Annotated in this window: 18 protein-coding genes; 8 read left to right on the top strand and 10 right to left on the bottom strand. The window is 65.0% G+C overall.

Features of this window, described 5'->3' with window-relative positions:
* From JJC00_RS22370 to JJC00_RS22355, 4 genes are all read right to left on the bottom strand, one after another.
* Window positions 1-822: a GNAT family N-acetyltransferase gene (locus tag JJC00_RS22370; protein ID WP_200468104.1), complete on the bottom strand. Its 822-nt coding sequence runs from the start codon at window positions 820-822 to the stop codon at window positions 1-3.
* Entirely contained in the window at window positions 809-1846 is a 1038-nt protein-coding gene (locus tag JJC00_RS22365) for an NAD-dependent epimerase/dehydratase family protein (RefSeq protein WP_200468103.1), read from the bottom strand. The genes JJC00_RS22370 and JJC00_RS22365 overlap by 14 nt, the downstream gene beginning before the upstream one ends.
* 30 nt (window positions 1847-1876) lie before the next feature.
* The gene (locus tag JJC00_RS22360) at window positions 1877-2650 is read right to left on the bottom strand and encodes an ABC transporter permease (RefSeq protein ID WP_200468102.1); all 774 of its coding nucleotides are present in this window, start codon (window positions 2648-2650) and stop codon (window positions 1877-1879) included.
* Window positions 2651-2732: 82 nt separating this feature from the next.
* Window positions 2733-3380, bottom strand: a complete 648-nt coding sequence (locus tag JJC00_RS22355; protein ID WP_200468101.1) for a TetR/AcrR family transcriptional regulator — start codon at window positions 3378-3380, stop codon at window positions 2733-2735.
* Window positions 3381-3479: 99 nt separating this feature from the next.
* Here JJC00_RS22355 and JJC00_RS22350 point away from each other — a divergent pair, with 99 nt between their 5' ends.
* From JJC00_RS22350 to JJC00_RS22330, 5 genes are all read left to right on the top strand, one after another.
* A complete protein-coding gene (locus JJC00_RS22350; protein WP_200468100.1) occupies window positions 3480-4484 on the top strand; it encodes an ABC transporter substrate-binding protein in 1005 nt (334 codons plus the stop codon).
* Window positions 4485-4796: 312 nt separating this feature from the next.
* Window positions 4797-5495 carry a septum site-determining protein MinC gene (minC, locus tag JJC00_RS22345; protein ID WP_200468099.1) on the top strand — a complete coding sequence of 233 codons (699 nt, stop codon included), beginning with the start codon at window positions 4797-4799 and terminating at the stop codon, window positions 5493-5495.
* 21 nt (window positions 5496-5516) lie between these two features.
* On the top strand, window positions 5517-6332 hold the full coding sequence (minD, locus tag JJC00_RS22340; RefSeq protein ID WP_200468098.1) for a septum site-determining protein MinD: 816 nt from the start codon (window positions 5517-5519) through the stop codon (window positions 6330-6332).
* Window positions 6329-6610, top strand: coding sequence for a cell division topological specificity factor MinE (gene minE, locus JJC00_RS22335; protein ID WP_200468097.1), 282 nt, complete (start codon window positions 6329-6331; stop codon window positions 6608-6610). Before minD ends, minE begins: the two co-directional genes overlap by 4 nt.
* A gap of 207 nt (window positions 6611-6817) precedes the next feature.
* A complete protein-coding gene (locus JJC00_RS22330; protein ID WP_200468096.1) occupies window positions 6818-7003 on the top strand; it encodes a hypothetical protein in 186 nt (61 codons plus the stop codon).
* 58 nt (window positions 7004-7061) lie between these two features.
* Here the strand turns inward: JJC00_RS22330 and JJC00_RS22325 are convergent, their stop codons facing one another.
* From JJC00_RS22325 to JJC00_RS22310, 4 genes are all read right to left on the bottom strand, one after another.
* Window positions 7062-7310 carry a hypothetical protein gene (locus JJC00_RS22325; protein WP_200468095.1) on the bottom strand — a complete coding sequence of 83 codons (249 nt, stop codon included), beginning with the start codon at window positions 7308-7310 and terminating at the stop codon, window positions 7062-7064.
* 102 nt (window positions 7311-7412) lie between these two features.
* Window positions 7413-7805: a hypothetical protein gene (locus JJC00_RS22320; RefSeq protein WP_200468094.1), complete on the bottom strand. Its 393-nt coding sequence runs from the start codon at window positions 7803-7805 to the stop codon at window positions 7413-7415.
* Window positions 7806-7891: 86 nt separating this feature from the next.
* A complete protein-coding gene (locus tag JJC00_RS22315; RefSeq protein WP_027530842.1) occupies window positions 7892-8122 on the bottom strand; it encodes a DUF6894 family protein in 231 nt (76 codons plus the stop codon).
* A 380-nt stretch (window positions 8123-8502) separates the two neighbouring features.
* On the bottom strand, window positions 8503-9528 hold the full coding sequence (locus tag JJC00_RS22310; RefSeq protein WP_200468093.1) for a hypothetical protein: 1026 nt from the start codon (window positions 9526-9528) through the stop codon (window positions 8503-8505).
* Between the two features lie 282 nt (window positions 9529-9810).
* Here JJC00_RS22310 and JJC00_RS22305 point away from each other — a divergent pair, with 282 nt between their 5' ends.
* Window positions 9811-10464 carry a L,D-transpeptidase gene (locus JJC00_RS22305; RefSeq protein ID WP_433996454.1) on the top strand — a complete coding sequence of 218 codons (654 nt, stop codon included), beginning with the start codon at window positions 9811-9813 and terminating at the stop codon, window positions 10462-10464.
* A gap of 111 nt (window positions 10465-10575) precedes the next feature.
* Here the strand turns inward: JJC00_RS22305 and JJC00_RS22300 are convergent, their stop codons facing one another.
* Window positions 10576-11010, bottom strand: a complete 435-nt coding sequence (locus JJC00_RS22300) for a COG4315 family predicted lipoprotein (protein WP_200468092.1) — start codon at window positions 11008-11010, stop codon at window positions 10576-10578.
* A gap of 185 nt (window positions 11011-11195) precedes the next feature.
* The gene (locus JJC00_RS22295) at window positions 11196-11654 is read right to left on the bottom strand and encodes a MarR family winged helix-turn-helix transcriptional regulator (protein ID WP_200468091.1); all 459 of its coding nucleotides are present in this window, start codon (window positions 11652-11654) and stop codon (window positions 11196-11198) included.
* Window positions 11655-11757: 103 nt separating this feature from the next.
* Here JJC00_RS22295 and JJC00_RS22290 point away from each other — a divergent pair, with 103 nt between their 5' ends.
* Both JJC00_RS22290 and JJC00_RS22285 read left to right on the top strand, forming a co-directional pair.
* A complete protein-coding gene (locus JJC00_RS22290; protein WP_200468090.1) occupies window positions 11758-13680 on the top strand; it encodes an FAD-binding monooxygenase in 1923 nt (640 codons plus the stop codon).
* Window positions 13681-13820: 140 nt separating this feature from the next.
* The gene (locus JJC00_RS22285) at window positions 13821-14807 is read left to right on the top strand and encodes an SH3 domain-containing protein (protein WP_200468089.1); all 987 of its coding nucleotides are present in this window, start codon (window positions 13821-13823) and stop codon (window positions 14805-14807) included.
* Window positions 14808-14851: the final 44 nt, after the last annotated feature.

Genomic DNA, 14851 nt, shown 5'->3' with positions numbered 1-14851 from the left:
CTATCCGAATTCGGGGCCGGCGACGGCGAATGGCATTTCCTCAGCCACGGCGGTGGCGGGGCCGAACCGCATGCGCTGGAACGGCCGCTCGATGGTCCAGCCCGAGGCAGTCAATCCTTCGAGAAACGCATCTTGCGGGGCGACGGCGTCGAGCAGGAGAGGGCCAGTTTCGGAGCGCGCGATCGCTTGAACCAGGGCCAGCGCTGCCGCGGCATTGTCGGCGTATAACGGGCCGATGTGGCGGGCGGTCCGGCCGTCGCGAACCAGCGCGATGGCTCCGTTCGCGGAGACGACGCGCGAGCCGGAGCGCCGTGCGAAGGCGGACAGGAGAGCGGTGCGATCGAGCCCGGTGGCGCGCCGGTCGCGCGCGCGAAGCGCATCGATGCTCCCTGATGACGATGGTGGCCCTTCGGCCCGCGTCGGCCTCGTCAGCTTCAACCGCCGCAATTGCAGCGTCGGCGTGAAGCCGAGCGGACCGTAGACCGCAACCCCGTCCGGCGTCGCGTCGAGCCAGCTGGTCAGGCCGTTCTTGCGCGCGGTTTCCAGGCAGGCGTCGACGAGCCGCGTGGCGAGGCCGCGCCGGCGATGGCTCGCCGTCACCAGGACCATGCTGATCCAGGCGTTGTTGCCGGAGTAGGGCAGCAGCGCGGCCGTCGCGACCAGCAGCACGCCGGTGCGGATGCCGAAGACGACGCCCTCGCGCAGGAAGACGCGCCAATCCTCCTCGGTCTGGTTCCAGTGGGCTTCCGTCGAGAGTACGAGCCCGGCCATGGCATCATCCAGGCCGAGCTTGATGACGGGAGGCCCTTCAGTATCGGCCATCGCGCACCTCGTATTTGGTCGGCTTGCCGAGGCTCGGCATGGCGCGGGAGACCCAGTCGGCGGTCCAAGCGACCAGCTGCTCGGTGTCGACGACGGGCAGGCCGAACAGCTCGACGGCTTTCGACGTGTCGGTCAGCCACGCCGTCGGCTCCTCCCTGCCTGTCAGCACCGGCGTGCGGCCGAAGCGGGCGCCGAATTTCTGTGCGAGATCGCGCACCGCCAGAATCTCGTGGCCGCTGACATTGATCGGCGAGGTCGGCGCGGTGCAATGGGCAAGGCATCGCAGCGCTTGCGCGGACGCGTCGCCCTGCCAGATGAAATTGACATGGCCGAGGCTGACATCGATCGGAGTGCCTGTGAGCACCTTCGTGGCGATATCGTGCAGCACGCCGTAACGCATGTCGATCGCGTAATTGAGCCGGAACAGGCGGCCCGGCGTCGAGAACCTGTGCGAAAAGTACTCGAACATGCGCTCGCGGCCGACGCAGGATTGGGCGTATTCGCCGGGCGGGTTCGGCGCCATGTCCTCGGTCGAGCCCTTGCCGTCGACGGGGACGAAGGGATAGACGCAACCGGTCGAGAACGCCACGATCCGCGACGACGGGAAGGCCTGCGCCACCAGCGCCGGCACATGCGCGTTCATCGCCCAGGTCAGCGACAGATCGCCCTCGGCGCCGAACTTGCGGCCGGCCATGAAGACGATGTTCGGCGCCTTCGGCAGCGCGTTGATGGCGGCTTCATCCAGCAGGTCGCAATTGATGGTCTCGACGCCGCGCGCATGCAGCCAGTCCTTGACGCTGGCGTCGCTGAAGCGGGCGACGCCGATGACGCGGCGTTCGGGGGCGGCGGCTTTGGCGAGCCCCGCCAGCGTCGGCCCCATCTTGCCTCCGACGCCGAGGATCATGATGTCGCCCGCGACCTTCCTGAGATCGTCGATCAGTGCCTGCGTCGGCCGGCAGAGGAGATCGTCGAGGGCTGCGATATCAGGGATCGCCTTCGGCAGCGTCTGGCGGGTGAGGAGCATGGATCGGTCCTTCAGCTAAGTCTGCCGTTTTCAGGTTTGTCTTGCATCGCCCACGACGAACATGCGTTCGAGGGCGAGCACCAGGCCATAGAGGGTGACGCCGAGCAGCGTCAGCAGCACCACCGCCATCACCATCGCGGGCGTGTCGAGCGACGACTGCACCTGGATCATGAGGTAGCCGAGCCCGCGCTCCGAGGCGATGAACTCGCCGACGATGGCGCCGGCGACGGCGAGGATGGCGCCGACCTTCATGCCGGAGAACACGTAAGGCAGCGACCCCGGCAGCTGGATCTTGCGGAACAGCGTCCAGCGCGATCCCCGCAGCGATTTGACGAGATCGAGCAGATCCGGCTCGACCTCGCGCAGGCCCCGGGCAGTCGTGAGCAGGATCGGGAAGAAACAGATGCTGAACGCGATCAGGATGTTCGGCAGGATGCCGTAGGAGAACCAGACGATGAAGAGCGGCCCGAGCGCGACCTTCGGGATCATGTTCAGCGTGACGAACAGCGGCAGCAGCACCAGGCTCACGAGCGGCGCCCAGCTGAAGATCACCGCAAGCGCCACGCCGACGAAGGCGCCGAGCGCAAAGCCGCCGAGGATCTCGATCGCGGTCACCAGGGTGTTGGCGCCCCAGGCATAGCTCGCGGTTCCCAGCGTCTGCACTGTCGCGAGCGGCGAGGGCAGGATGAATTTCGGGACGTGGAAGGCATCAACTGCGACCTGCCAGAGTACGAGCACGGCCAAATGCACGATCAGGATGATCGCAAAGCTGCGCGCCGGGCTGCTGGCTCCGTCACCTGCCACCGTCTGCTCCCTGTTGCCTGGGCTTCACTGTCGCAACGCTGAGCCTAACCGTCCCCGCGGCATGTTTCAACCAATTGGTTGATTACGGCCGGAGCGACTGCAGCACCAGATCGGCGACATGCCGCCTGCGGGCGCGCTGGGCGGTGCGGCTCGACAGGTCCTTGCCGAAGATCGCCGACAGCGTCGGCGTGTTAGAGAAGAAGAAATAGCTGAGGCCCGCGATGGAGATGTAGAGCTGGACCGGGTCGATTCCCTTGCGGAACATCCCGGCGCGCACGCCTTCGTGGAGGATGTGCGAGACGCTCTTCACCAGCGGCGAATGCATGGCTTCCAGCCGCGTCGAGCCGCGGACGTGGCGGGCGCCGCCGCGGTTCTCGTCGTTCAAGAGCACGATGAAATCAGGATTTTCCGCGAGGTGATCGAACGAGGCCTCGATCAGCTTGCGGATCGCCTTGTCCGGCGGCAGACCCTCGAGATTGAGCCTGCGCTCCTGCTCGCGGATGTCCTCATAGACCCATTCGAGCACGGCGAGGTAGAGCGCGTCCTTGTCGCCAAAGTAGTGGTAGACCAACTGCTTGTTGACGCCGGCGCGCTCCGCGATCTCGTCGACGCGGGCGCCCGCAAAACCGTGCCGGGCGAACTCCAGGCGCGCCGCGGTGAGCAGTTTCTTGCGGGTGGCGACGGGGTCGCGGCGCTGCGGCACGGTGTCGCCTGATCGTCTTGCGGCCATTTCCAACCAAACAGTTGACAAGTTGAGGACGGACTTGTTGCATTGGTAACTTCACACGGGGAGAGCGACAAGCCGCGTCGCGGCAATGGGAGACAGACGATGAAGCGTTTGCAGGCGGCTTTTGTGGCTCTGACGCTGGGTTTGCCGGCAATGCCTGCGAGCGCGGGCGAGGCGGTCAATTTGATCCTGAACTGGACGCCGACGGCCGACCACTCGCCGTTCTATTACGCCAAGGCGCAGGGCTGGTACGAGAAGGCCGGCATCGACCTGACCATCGAGGTCGGCAAGGGCTCCGGCGTCTCCGCCGCCAAGGTCGGCTCCGGCGGCTCGCCCTTCGGCATCGCCGATCTCGCCACCATGCTGGTCGCCAAGAGCAAGGGCGCCGACGACGTGGCGCTGATGAGCATCTATGCCAACACCGGGCAGACGTTCTATTGGCTGAAGAGTTACGGCGTGAACGGCGTGAAGGATTTTGCCGGCCACAAGATCGGCAATCCGCCCGGCGACGCCTCGCGCGTGATGTGGCCGGCCTTTGCCAAGGCCGCGGGGCTTGCGCCTGACTCCGTCAGCTTCGTCAATATCGGGCCGACCGCGAAGATCGCCGCGCTGAAGAGCCACACCGTCGACATCATCAGCGACTTTTACAACGAGCACGATCTCAAGGTGATCGAGTTCGGGCAGGACCTCGGCTTCGTCAATTGGAAAGACATCGGCCTCAATCCCTACGGCAATTCGCTGATCGTCAACGGCGCCTATCTCCAGAAGAACCCGAAGCTGGTCGAGGAGTTCGTGCGCATCTCGCAGAAGGCCTTCGCGGCCTGCGTCGCCGACGTCGCGCCGTGCCTGAACGCGCTGCTCAACCAGGTCTCCGGTCTCGACAAGGAGAACCAGGAACGCCAATGGGAGCGCATCAAGTACCTGATGACGGACGAGTTCACGACCACCAAGGGTCTCGGCTGGATCGACGGCGAGCGGATGAAGAAGGACTACGAGCTGGTCCAGACTTATCTGGGCATGGAGAAGCCGTTCGACGTGACGACGGCGTTCTCGACGAAGATGCTGGACCCGAGCATCAAGATGGATGCGAGCAAGGTGAAGAAGTAGGGCCCCCTCGTCGCCCTACACTCCGTCATTGCGAGCAGAGCGAAGCAATCCAGAGTCTTTCCGCAGAGGCAGCCTGGATTGCTTCGCTCCGCTCGCAATGACAGTGTTGATGCAGTTGCGCGATGCCTCCCCATCGCCGTCCTGGCGAAAGCCGGCTTTCGCCAGGACGACACGGGAGATTGGGGCGGCCATATCACGTCCACCGCCTGCCGCCCGGCCGATCCCCACGTAACCCCACGGAGAAATTAACCGGACGTTAACCATATCAGCCGCATCGTTAACTATTCAATAACGGGGAACGAGTCGGCCGCTATGGAGGCTGTAGCAAAAGTCCAACGCCAGATGGTGCGCCTGCGCGGGCGCTCCTACGTGGCCTTCGTGTTCGTGCCGACGGTCCCGATTCAGGACTGGCTCCAGGAGATCGACACCACCATCGCGCGCTCGCCGGGCTTCTTCGCCGGCCGCCCCGTGGTGGTCGACCTGTCCTCGGTCGACCTCAGCCAGTCCGGCATCGGCCATCTCCTCACCAGCCTGCAGGACCGCAACATCCGCGTGCTCGGCATCGAGGGCGTGGAGGAGGCGCGGCTGACGCCTTCCATGCCGCCACTGCTCTCGGGCGGGCGCAGTTGCGTGATCGAGCCGACCGCGCCCAAGAAGCCGGAGGCGAAGGTCGAGACCAAGCCGACCTCGCTGCTGCTCGAGAGCCCGGTGCGCTCCGGCCAGACCGTGATCTTCCCCGAAGGCGACGTCACCATTCTGGGCTCGGTCGGCTCCGGCGCCGAGGTCGTTGCCGGCGGTTCCATCCACATCTACGGCGCGCTCCGCGGCCGCGCCATGGCGGGCGTGAACGGTCACACGAGCGCGCGCATCTATTGCCAGAAGATCGAGGCCGAACTGCTTGCGATCGATGGATTTTATCAGACCGCCGACGACATCGATGCTGCCTTGCGCGGCAAGCCGGCGCAGGCCTGGCTGCAGGGGAATACCATGCGAATTACAGCACTGAACTGACCAGCAAAGGAGACATTTCAGATGAGTAAGGTACTGGTCGTGACATCAGGCAAGGGCGGGGTCGGCAAGACCACGACGACCGCCGCGCTGGGCGCTGCGCTCGCGCAACGCGGCGACAAGGTCGTGGTCGTCGATTTCGACGTCGGCTTGCGCAACCTCGACCTCGTTATGGGCGCCGAACGCCGCGTGGTGTTCGACCTCATCAACGTGGTGCAGGGCGTGGCCAAGCTGCCGCAGGCGCTGATCAAGGACAAGCGGCTGGAGAACCTCTGGCTGCTGCCGGCTTCACAAACCCGCGACAAGGACGCGCTGACGGAAGAGGGCGTCGGCAAGGTCATCGACGACCTGCGCAGCCGTTTCGACTGGGTGATCTGCGACAGCCCGGCCGGCATTGAGCGCGGCGCCTCCATGGCGATGCGCTTTGCGGACGAGGCCGTCATCGTCACCAATCCGGAAGTCTCCTCGGTGCGCGATTCCGACCGTATCATCGGCATGCTCGATTCCAAGACCGTGCGGGCCGAGAAGGGCGAGCGTGTCGAGAAGCACATTCTCATTACCCGCTATGATCCCTCGCGCGCCGCGCGCGGCGAGATGCTGACCATTGACGACATCCTGGAAATCCTCGCAACGCCGCTGCTCGGCATCATCCCGGAGAGCCAGGACGTGCTGCGCGCCTCCAATGTGGGCACGCCGGTAACGCTGTCGAACGCGGAAGGCGCACCCGCGCGGGCCTATATCGACGCGGCGCGACGGCTGTGCGGCGACACCGTGCCGATGCAGGTACCAACCGAGCGCAAGGGCTTCATGGATCGTCTGCTGCGAAGGAGGGCTGCATGAGCATGGGTCTGCTCCGGCTTCTCCGCGGCAACAAGGCCTCTGCACCCGTCGCTCGCGAACGGCTGCAGATCCTGCTTGCCCATGAACGCGGACTGCGCGGCCAGCCCGATCTGCTCGGCGTGCTGCGTGAGGAAATTCTCGCTGTCGTGTCCAAGCACGTCACGCTGGACCCGACCAAGGTCATCGTCCGGCTCGAGCGCGGCGACGATGTCTCGACCCTTGAGGTCGACATCGAGGTGCCCAACGATTTCGAGCGCAAGCGTGTGGCGGTCGCGTAGGGAACGCGACTGAGGACGGCCCATTTGGGGTGGGTGAGAAGGCGGTCCGCTGGGCAGAGCGGGCCGCCTCTATTTTATTTTTGCTGGTGCTCAATATCGGCCGATGTGATCGGCCGCGGGCGGAACGGGATTTGCGGGCAAATCGTTGTCTGAGACCTGCGGGGCGCCGACCCGGGCGCCGCGGTTTCCTCAAGCCGGAGAGCGCCCATGATGTCCGAGGTTCAGGTCCACACCGTCGCGCGGCAGATGTTGGAACGGCACGGTTTCGCGGCGATCGCGAAGGCTGCCGAGCAGGCGCTGGCCTGCGAGGGCCGTGGCGAGGCCGACGAGGCCAAGGAATGGCGCCACATCGCCGACGCCATGAAGATCATGCGCGGGCCCGCCCACAGCTGACCAAAGTCAGCTCCGCCCGGTTCCATCCTTGATCATGTCGAGGGCGTGGCTCGTAGGCCTAGCGCCCGCCCTGATCGGCGCCTGGCGTCACCGGCTTGTGCTGGGTCTGCGTCTGCGCGCGCTCGCCGGTCTCCTTGCAGGGGAGCTGCTCCCACGATCCGTCGGCCGCCTGCTGGTATGCGCTGCAGGACGACGAGGCCGCCTTGTCCTCGCCCTTCTGGGCATCGGAATTCTTCGCGACGGCCGGGGCGGTCAGCGCGGTGCTGGCCGCGAGAGCACCGGCGAAAACGAGATGGGCAATTCGCATGGGGGTCTCCTGTTCGAAGATGCCGCATGCTGGCGAGGATTGTGACGATTGTTGGCCGCGACGAGGGTTCCGCCGCGGAGTGCTTAACGGTGAGGGGAGTGCCTAGCCGCCCTTGCTGCGGATCAGGCCGGCAAGGCTGGTCTTCTGCTTTTCGCACCAATTGCTCATGCCGAGCCGGCGCTGGTCGAGGTCGGTCGTCTGAGTCGCAACTGCGACCTCCGCCATGATGTCGTCGGACTGCTTCTCGCCCATCTTGCCGCCGGTGTGCATCCAGGCAATGGCCTTGCGCACCTGCTCGGTGGTGCCGTCGGGAAGCTGCATCTGCTGCGCCTTCTGCACCAGATCCTGGTAGGCGACATCAGTACCCGGGCATTCGACCTTGGCTGCAAAGGCCTGCAGGACCATTGTCACATAGTTCGAGCGGGTATGGTCGTCAGCTGCCTGAACTGGAGTTGCGACCAACAAAAGGCCCGCCATCAGAAAACCGTAGCGCATCCTTATACCTCCCCGGATTTTCGGGGAGGCTAGCGGCTGGAGCGCCGCTCCGCAATGGGGTCGCGGCCGTGAAGCTCGCCGACGAGCTATCGACGCCAGGCCGGCACGGGATCGAGCGGCGTGCGATAGACCTCGTTGTGATCGCGATCGGTGACGCGCACCGCGCAACCTTTCCGCTGCAGCTCGGGCTTCACCTGCGACAGCTCGGTAGCGAGTTGAACGGCGCGATCGGAGGCGACCTCGATGTCCTCGAGAATGATTCCGCCCTGGTTCTTGAACTCTTCACCAACCACGAGATCGAAGGAATAGTAAGGCATTCGAATTCCCCGGTGTGACGACCCAAATCCTCAGACGAAGCTTCAACAGAAGTCTTCCAAACATGAAGGATTATACCACTGAGTCGATATCTATCCGACGAACGGAGCGCGCAATCTCTGTGCTTATGGCGCAGAAATGATGTGCAGCATTCGAGCGCATTAAGTTTTTATTAAATATGTCTGCGCGATCATGAGGCATGGAATCGCAGTAGAACCGGGCTCCGGGAACCGGCAGCTGCAAGAGAAGGCCGGCGGCATAGATCCCGACGGCCTTTTCTCTTCGCGCCGAGTCGCGCATCACCGTAGTCACACGAACTTACATCATCACATCGAGTCGGACAGCTTGCGTTGTCGTCTGATGCGGGCCTCGCGATGCAACTCTAGTGCAGCGGCATCGGCGGACGCACGATCGGCCCGTCATCATCGGCGACAGTTTGAGTCGTCGCGACCGGAGGTGCCGCCGCCGGCGGGACCGCGGCAGCCTGCGAAGGCGGCGGCGGGGGTGCGAGCGGCGGGGGCGAATAAGCCGGCATGTAGCTGTGTGACACGACCGGCTTCGGTTTGCGAACCGCCGGCTGAATCGGGGCCGGAGCGCGCTGCGGCAGCGCAGATGCACGCGCGCGCGGATCGACCGGCGGTTTCGTCTCGGCGACCGGCTTCGGCGCCGGCGGCTTCGCCATCTCGCGGACCATCTGCTCCTGACCTGCCTTCAACTCGGCGATGTTGGCCTTGAGCTGCTCGATCTGCTGCGCCATCGCCGCGATGTCGCGCGTCATTGACTCCACTGTTTGCGTGGCATCGGCTGGCGTCGCGGCAGGCGCGGCAGCGGCCGTGACAACCGGTGCTGCGGGCGTCGTCGCCGCAGTTTGGTCGGTGGCCTGATCCGGTGCGTCCGGCGGGGCAGCCTGCGCGGCTGCGACCGGCGTCGTCTGTACCGGCAGCGTCTGTGATGTCGAAGGCAGCAGCGACATCAGGGCCGGCGTCCATTCGGCGAGCTTCTGCGTCGCGATGTCGCCGTGCTTCTCCCAGGCGATCGTGGCCGCCGCGCTGCCACCCGCAAACAAGAACGTGACGAACGCGCCGCGCAGCCATCTGCCGGCGGCCGATCGCTTCCGTCGGTTGTGACCATCGCTCGCCGTCACGCGCACGGCGGTGTCGACCGAGGGCGCTGCCGCTGGCGCTGAGACAGGGATGAACTTCGGCTCCGGACTAAGCTTGGGCTCCGGCGCGAACTTTGGCTCCGGCCGGGCCGTGAACTCGGGCGCAAGCGTTGGTGCCTCGCTGGTCAGGCGCGAAGCCCGCACCACGTCGGGTGAAATCTGGACGGCGTCATGCGGGTCGTTGTCTCTCATCGTGTCCTTCACGATTTCATCGACGATCTGCCGGCTGTTCAACGTCGCGAGCATTGCAGCTCCTCTGAAGCGTTGGTCGTCCGCATTGGCGCGAGCCGATCGGTTGAATGGCTCATCCCAATCTGATCAGGTTGGCCCATGGCGCACGAGTCCAGCCGGGTTTGACCAAAGCAAGGCGAGGCGATGGAGACATCGCGACGGTCTTCTGCCGTTTGTGGTGATGGAACCGGGCCTAGGGAACACGGGCATGTGTTCCGCACCGCCTTGTTTTCAGCACGATTTGGGCAGCATCCTTGCGGTGCTGGGGGTGCTGCTATCCGCTATCGGGGGCCGGCGGTGCCAAGATCTCTACTCGCTTTGTTCTTCGTTGCCTTGCTGCCGCTCGGCGGCTGCATGCAGACGACGCTCTCGCCATCGACGGATGCGAGCATGACGGCGCGCGACCGCCAGTTGCTGGCGCGCACGCCTTACGCCCAGGCGAATGTGCCTGAACAATTTCTCCGTCATATCGTCGACTATCCGCGCAAGGAGCAGCCGGGCACGATCCTGGTCGATACCGATGCGCGCTACCTCTACTACGTGCTGCCCGACGGCAAGGCGATCCGCTACGGCGTCGCGGTCGGCGAAGAGGCGATGGCCTTCTCGGGCGTCGCGCGCGTCGGTCGTCTGGCGGAATGGCCGGACTGGGTGCCGACCGCGGAGATCCAGGCGCGGCTCGGGCCGTATCCGGCGCGCGTGACCGGTGGCCCCGCCAATCCGCTGGGCGCACGCGGCATCTATCTCTATGTCGGCAACAAGGACACGCTCTACCGCATCCACGGCACCAACCAGCCGGAATATATCGGGCAGGCGATCTCCTCGGGCTGCATTCGGATGCGCAACGAGGACGTGATCGATCTGTTCGATCGGGTGAAGCTCAACGCGACCGTCGTGGTGCTACCGCCCGGACAAAGCACGCAGGTCGGGACGGGGCCGAGCTGGCGCGGGTGAGGCAGCCGACCTGACCTGTCGCTCGGAGGTGAATTACGCCTCGGCCGATTCCGCAGCGCATGCGAAGCTCACGGGCACGTCGGGCGGTGACGGACGCGCGCCGTTCCAGCCTTAATCCTCGGGCCGAGCGATGCGCCATTGCAACGTCGTGGCTGTGCCATTGGCTTCGCCCGGCGCCTTGTCGGCCACTGACGTGTAGAGCGGGCGGTAGCGGAAGGCCCACATCTTGCTGCCGTCATTGCGGGTAATCGGCGTGAAATCGCCGGTCGCCTGGGCATTTGCGGGAGCAGCCAGTGGAATCCAGGCCTCAGCGCATTTGCCGTCACAGCTCGACGTCTTGCCGCTGGTGTCGCGCGCATAGAAGTAGAGCGTCATGCCCTTGAGATCGACGAGCTTGGGGCCCTGCTTGGTCAGAACGTAGCGCGCGGGTGCGGGCACCGTCTCGGCCTTTGGCGCAGCAGGGGCTTCGCCGCCGCCGTGCCCGTTCGCGAGCGCATGACCGGTGGAGAGCGCGATGACTGCAGCGGCAATGACGAACCTGAACATCCGAACTCCAAACCGGAAAAGTTAATCGCGCGTGAAAGCGCCGAATTGGGCCGATGGTAGCAACTGAAGGTTAGTTCCTGGTTTCGCGGGGCTGCGACAAATACGGACAAAAATGCGGGGTCGTGGCTTTTCCACTTGACGCATTTTCTTGACGCGAACCGGTATCCACTTTGCTCGAAAACGCTTCAGCCCTCGCGCAAGGGCGCGCGGCTGAGCGCGTTGCCGGCGGCGATGGCCTTGCGCAACAGCCGCATCAGCTCCTCGCCTTCCTTGGTGCTGAGGCCGCGCAGCATGACCTGCTGGGCGGATTCGACCGCGGGCGTGATCTTGCGCAACGTGCGGCGGCCCTCGTCGGTGATCTCGAGCTCGCGGGCGCGGCGGTCGCGGCTACTGGAGCGCCGCTCGGTGAGGCCCTTCTGCACGAGGCGATCGACCACGCCGGTGATGGTGGTCCGGTCATAGGCGATCAATCCAGCGAGCGTGACCTGGTCGAGCCCCGGATTGGCCTTGATGGTCGCAAGCGCTGCGTACTGCACCGGGGTGAGGTCGAAGCCGGCTTCGCCGACCTCGGCCAGGAATACCGCCACCGCGATCTGCTGGAACCGCCGCGCCAGATGGCCGGGCATGTCGTTGTTGTCTTTCACCGGATTCTCCGTGAGGGCAGGGACGGTGGACGATCGTTGACAAGTATACTGATAGTCAGCATACTGATCAATATCGGACAAGACGTTGGCGGGAGAGGTGCTCATGCAATTCCATCTCAATGGATTCCAGCCGGGCGATCCTGAAATTGCAGATCCCGCCGAGCGCATTCAGGCCTCCGGCGCTGTCGGCGCCGTGCCTGGCGAGGTCGATGTCCTCGTCGTCGGCTGTGGCCCTGCGGGCCTGACGCTGGCGGCCCAGCTTGCGCAATTCCCAGACATCAAGACCTGCATCGTCGAGCAGAAGCCGGGCCGGCTCGCGGTCGGCCAGGCCGACGGCGTCGCCTGCCGCACCATGGAGATGTTCCACGCCTATGGCTTCAGCGAGCGCGTGCTGAAGGAAGCCTATTGGGTCAACGAGACGACGTTCTGGAAGCCGGACGAGGGCGCGCCGGAGAAGATCGTCCGCAGCGGCCGGGTGCAGGACGTCGAGGATGGGCTGTCGGAATTCCCGCACGTCATCCTCAACCAGGCCCGCATCCATGACGGTTTTCTCGACGTCATGCGAAAGTCGCCGGCCAAGCTCGAGCCCTATTACGCAAGGCGTCTGCTCGACCTCCAGGTCGATCCGGCCGCGGGACCGGCCGACCATGCCGTGACCGTGCGTCTCGAACGCGTCGATGCCGGAAGCGAGGGCAAGGTCGAGACCATCACGGCGCGCTACGTCGTCGGTTGCGATGGCGCGCGCAGCATGGTGCGCAAATCGATCGGCCGCGAGCTGCATGGCGATTCCGCAAATCACGCCTGGGGCGTGATGGACGTGCTGGCGGTGACCGATTTCCCGGACATCCGCTTCAAGGCCCTGATCCAGTCGGCGAAGGACGGCAGCCTTCTCATCATTCCACGTGAGGGCGGCTACATGGTTCGCCTCTATGTCGAGCTGGCAAAACTCGACGTCGGCGAGCGCGTGGCCAACCGCAACATCACGGCCGAAGACGTGATTGCGAAAGCACAGCGGATCCTGAAGCCGCATACGCTCGAGGTGAAAGAGATCGCCTGGTGGTCGGTCTACGAGATCGGCCAACGCCTGACCGACAAGTTCGATGACGTGCCGGAAGCCGAGATCAACACGCGCCTGCCGCGGATCTTCATCGCCGGCGATGCCTGTCATACCCATAGCCCGAAGGCGGGGCAGGGCATGAACGTCTCGATGCAGGACGCCTTCAACCTCGGCTGGAAGCTTGCAGCCGTGCTACGGAAGCAGAGTGCACCGAGCCTGCTGCATTCCTATTCGGCCGAGCGGCAGGCGGTGGCGAAGGAGCTGATCGATTTCGATCGTGAATGGGCCGGGATTCTCGCCTCCGCAGCGAAAGCCGGCGGAGCCGATGCCGCCAAGACGCAGGATTATTTCGTCAGGCACGGCCGTTACACCGCGGGCACGGCGACGCATTACACGCCATCGATCCTGACCGGCGCAGCCTCACATCAGCATCTCGCGCAAGGCCTCGTCATCGGCAAGCGCTTCCATTCGGCGCGAGTGATCCGGCTTGGGGATGCCAAGCCTGTTCATCTCGGCCACGCGGCGCAGGCCGATGGCCGTTTCCGAATCTACGCGTTCTCCGGCGCCGAAGATCCGGCGGCGGCCGGATCCGCCATTCGCGCGCTGTGCAATTTCCTCGCTGAAGCCAGGGAATCGCCGCTCAGACAATACACGCCGGCCGGTGGCGACATCGATGCCGTGATCGATCTGCGTGCGGTGTTTCAACAGGACCATCGCGCGCTCACGATCGAGGCGATGCCAACGCTGCTACTGCCGCGCAAAGGGCGCTACGGCTTGCTCGACTACGAAAAGATGTTCTGTCCGGATCTCAAGAGCGGTCACGACGTTTTCGCCATGCGCGGCATCGATCGGAAGGCCGGCTGCATGGTCGTGGTGCGGCCGGATCAATATGTCGCGCAGGTGTTGCCGCTCAATGATTTCGCTGCGCTCGCAGCATATTTCGACGCCTTCATGTTGCGGCAGAGGTGAAACGCGCTGCGTCGATGAATGGCGGATGAATATTGAACTGCGGGCGCGGCGCGCCTCTTAATCTTTTGGCTGCTGCGGCCTTTGCGCGCGGAACGCTTCGATCCGCTCGCGCGTTCCGCCTCTCAGAGGAGGACTACGCCATGAGATTGAGAACCGCTTTAGTTGCCGCATTGCTGCTCGCGCCGACGGCCGCATTGGCCGCGCCGGGCATCGTTACCGTCTCGACCGGTCTGCGCGCCGGCCCGGGAGCGGGCTTTCCCCTCGTCGATCGCGTCCCCGAGGGCGCCCGCGTCAACATTCATGGTTGCCTGCGTGGCAATGCCTGGTGCGACGTGAGCTTCTCCGACGACCGCGGCTGGGTGTCGTCGCAATATCTCGAATATCTCTACCGCAATCACTACGTCTATCTGCCTGACTATGCCGACGAGGTCGACGTGCCCGTCGTCCCCTTCGTGCTGAGCTCGTACTGGTCGAGCTATTACGAGGGTCGCCCCTGGTATCGCCGCCAAGCCTACTGGAATAATTACTGGACCTCGCATGAGCGTTTCGCGACGCGGCTGACAATCGACCCGCGCGCGGCCCGGATCGGTCGCGCGGCGACGCGTGACGCTGCGGTCGCGCTGGGCCGCGACGTGCATGCCAAGGGCAATGTCGCGATTTCCGGCCGTGATGCCGCGACGGCGCGGCATGATGCGGCCATCGCAAGGCGCGACGCTGCGCTGGGCATCGATCGGAATCGTGTCGAACGGCGCCAGCGTTTCGTCAACGAGAGGACCGCGGTGCAGGGTCGCAATCCCCGTGACGCGCAGGCGCGCATGATGCACGAACAGGCGGCAAGCCGCGCCGCCGCACGCACGCAACCGACCGCGGTGCGCGCGCAACCGATGGCACGCGCGCATGAGGCACCGCGTGTGTCGGCTGCGCCGGCGGCCCGGCCAGCGATGCCACATGTCGCTCAGCCGAATATCAGCCATGGTGCGCCGATGAATGCACATGCGCAGATGCCGGCGCCGCGAGCGGCTGCGCCTGCACCTGCGATGCCGCATCCCGGCGGAGGCGGCGGCGCTCCGCATATCAATGCGGCCCCGCACGGCGGCGGCCCCGGCGGCGGTCACGAGAAGCACTAGCATTTGCCAACGAAAGCCCGGCCTTCGCGCCGGGCTTTTGCTTG

Origin of the sequence: Bradyrhizobium diazoefficiens, assembly GCF_016616885.1 — a bacterium.
GTDB classification, from domain to species: Bacteria; Pseudomonadota; Alphaproteobacteria; order Rhizobiales; family Xanthobacteraceae; genus Bradyrhizobium; species Bradyrhizobium diazoefficiens_F.
Note: the sequence above shows the minus strand (reverse complement) of the source record. Positions and strands in the feature narration are given on the sequence as shown.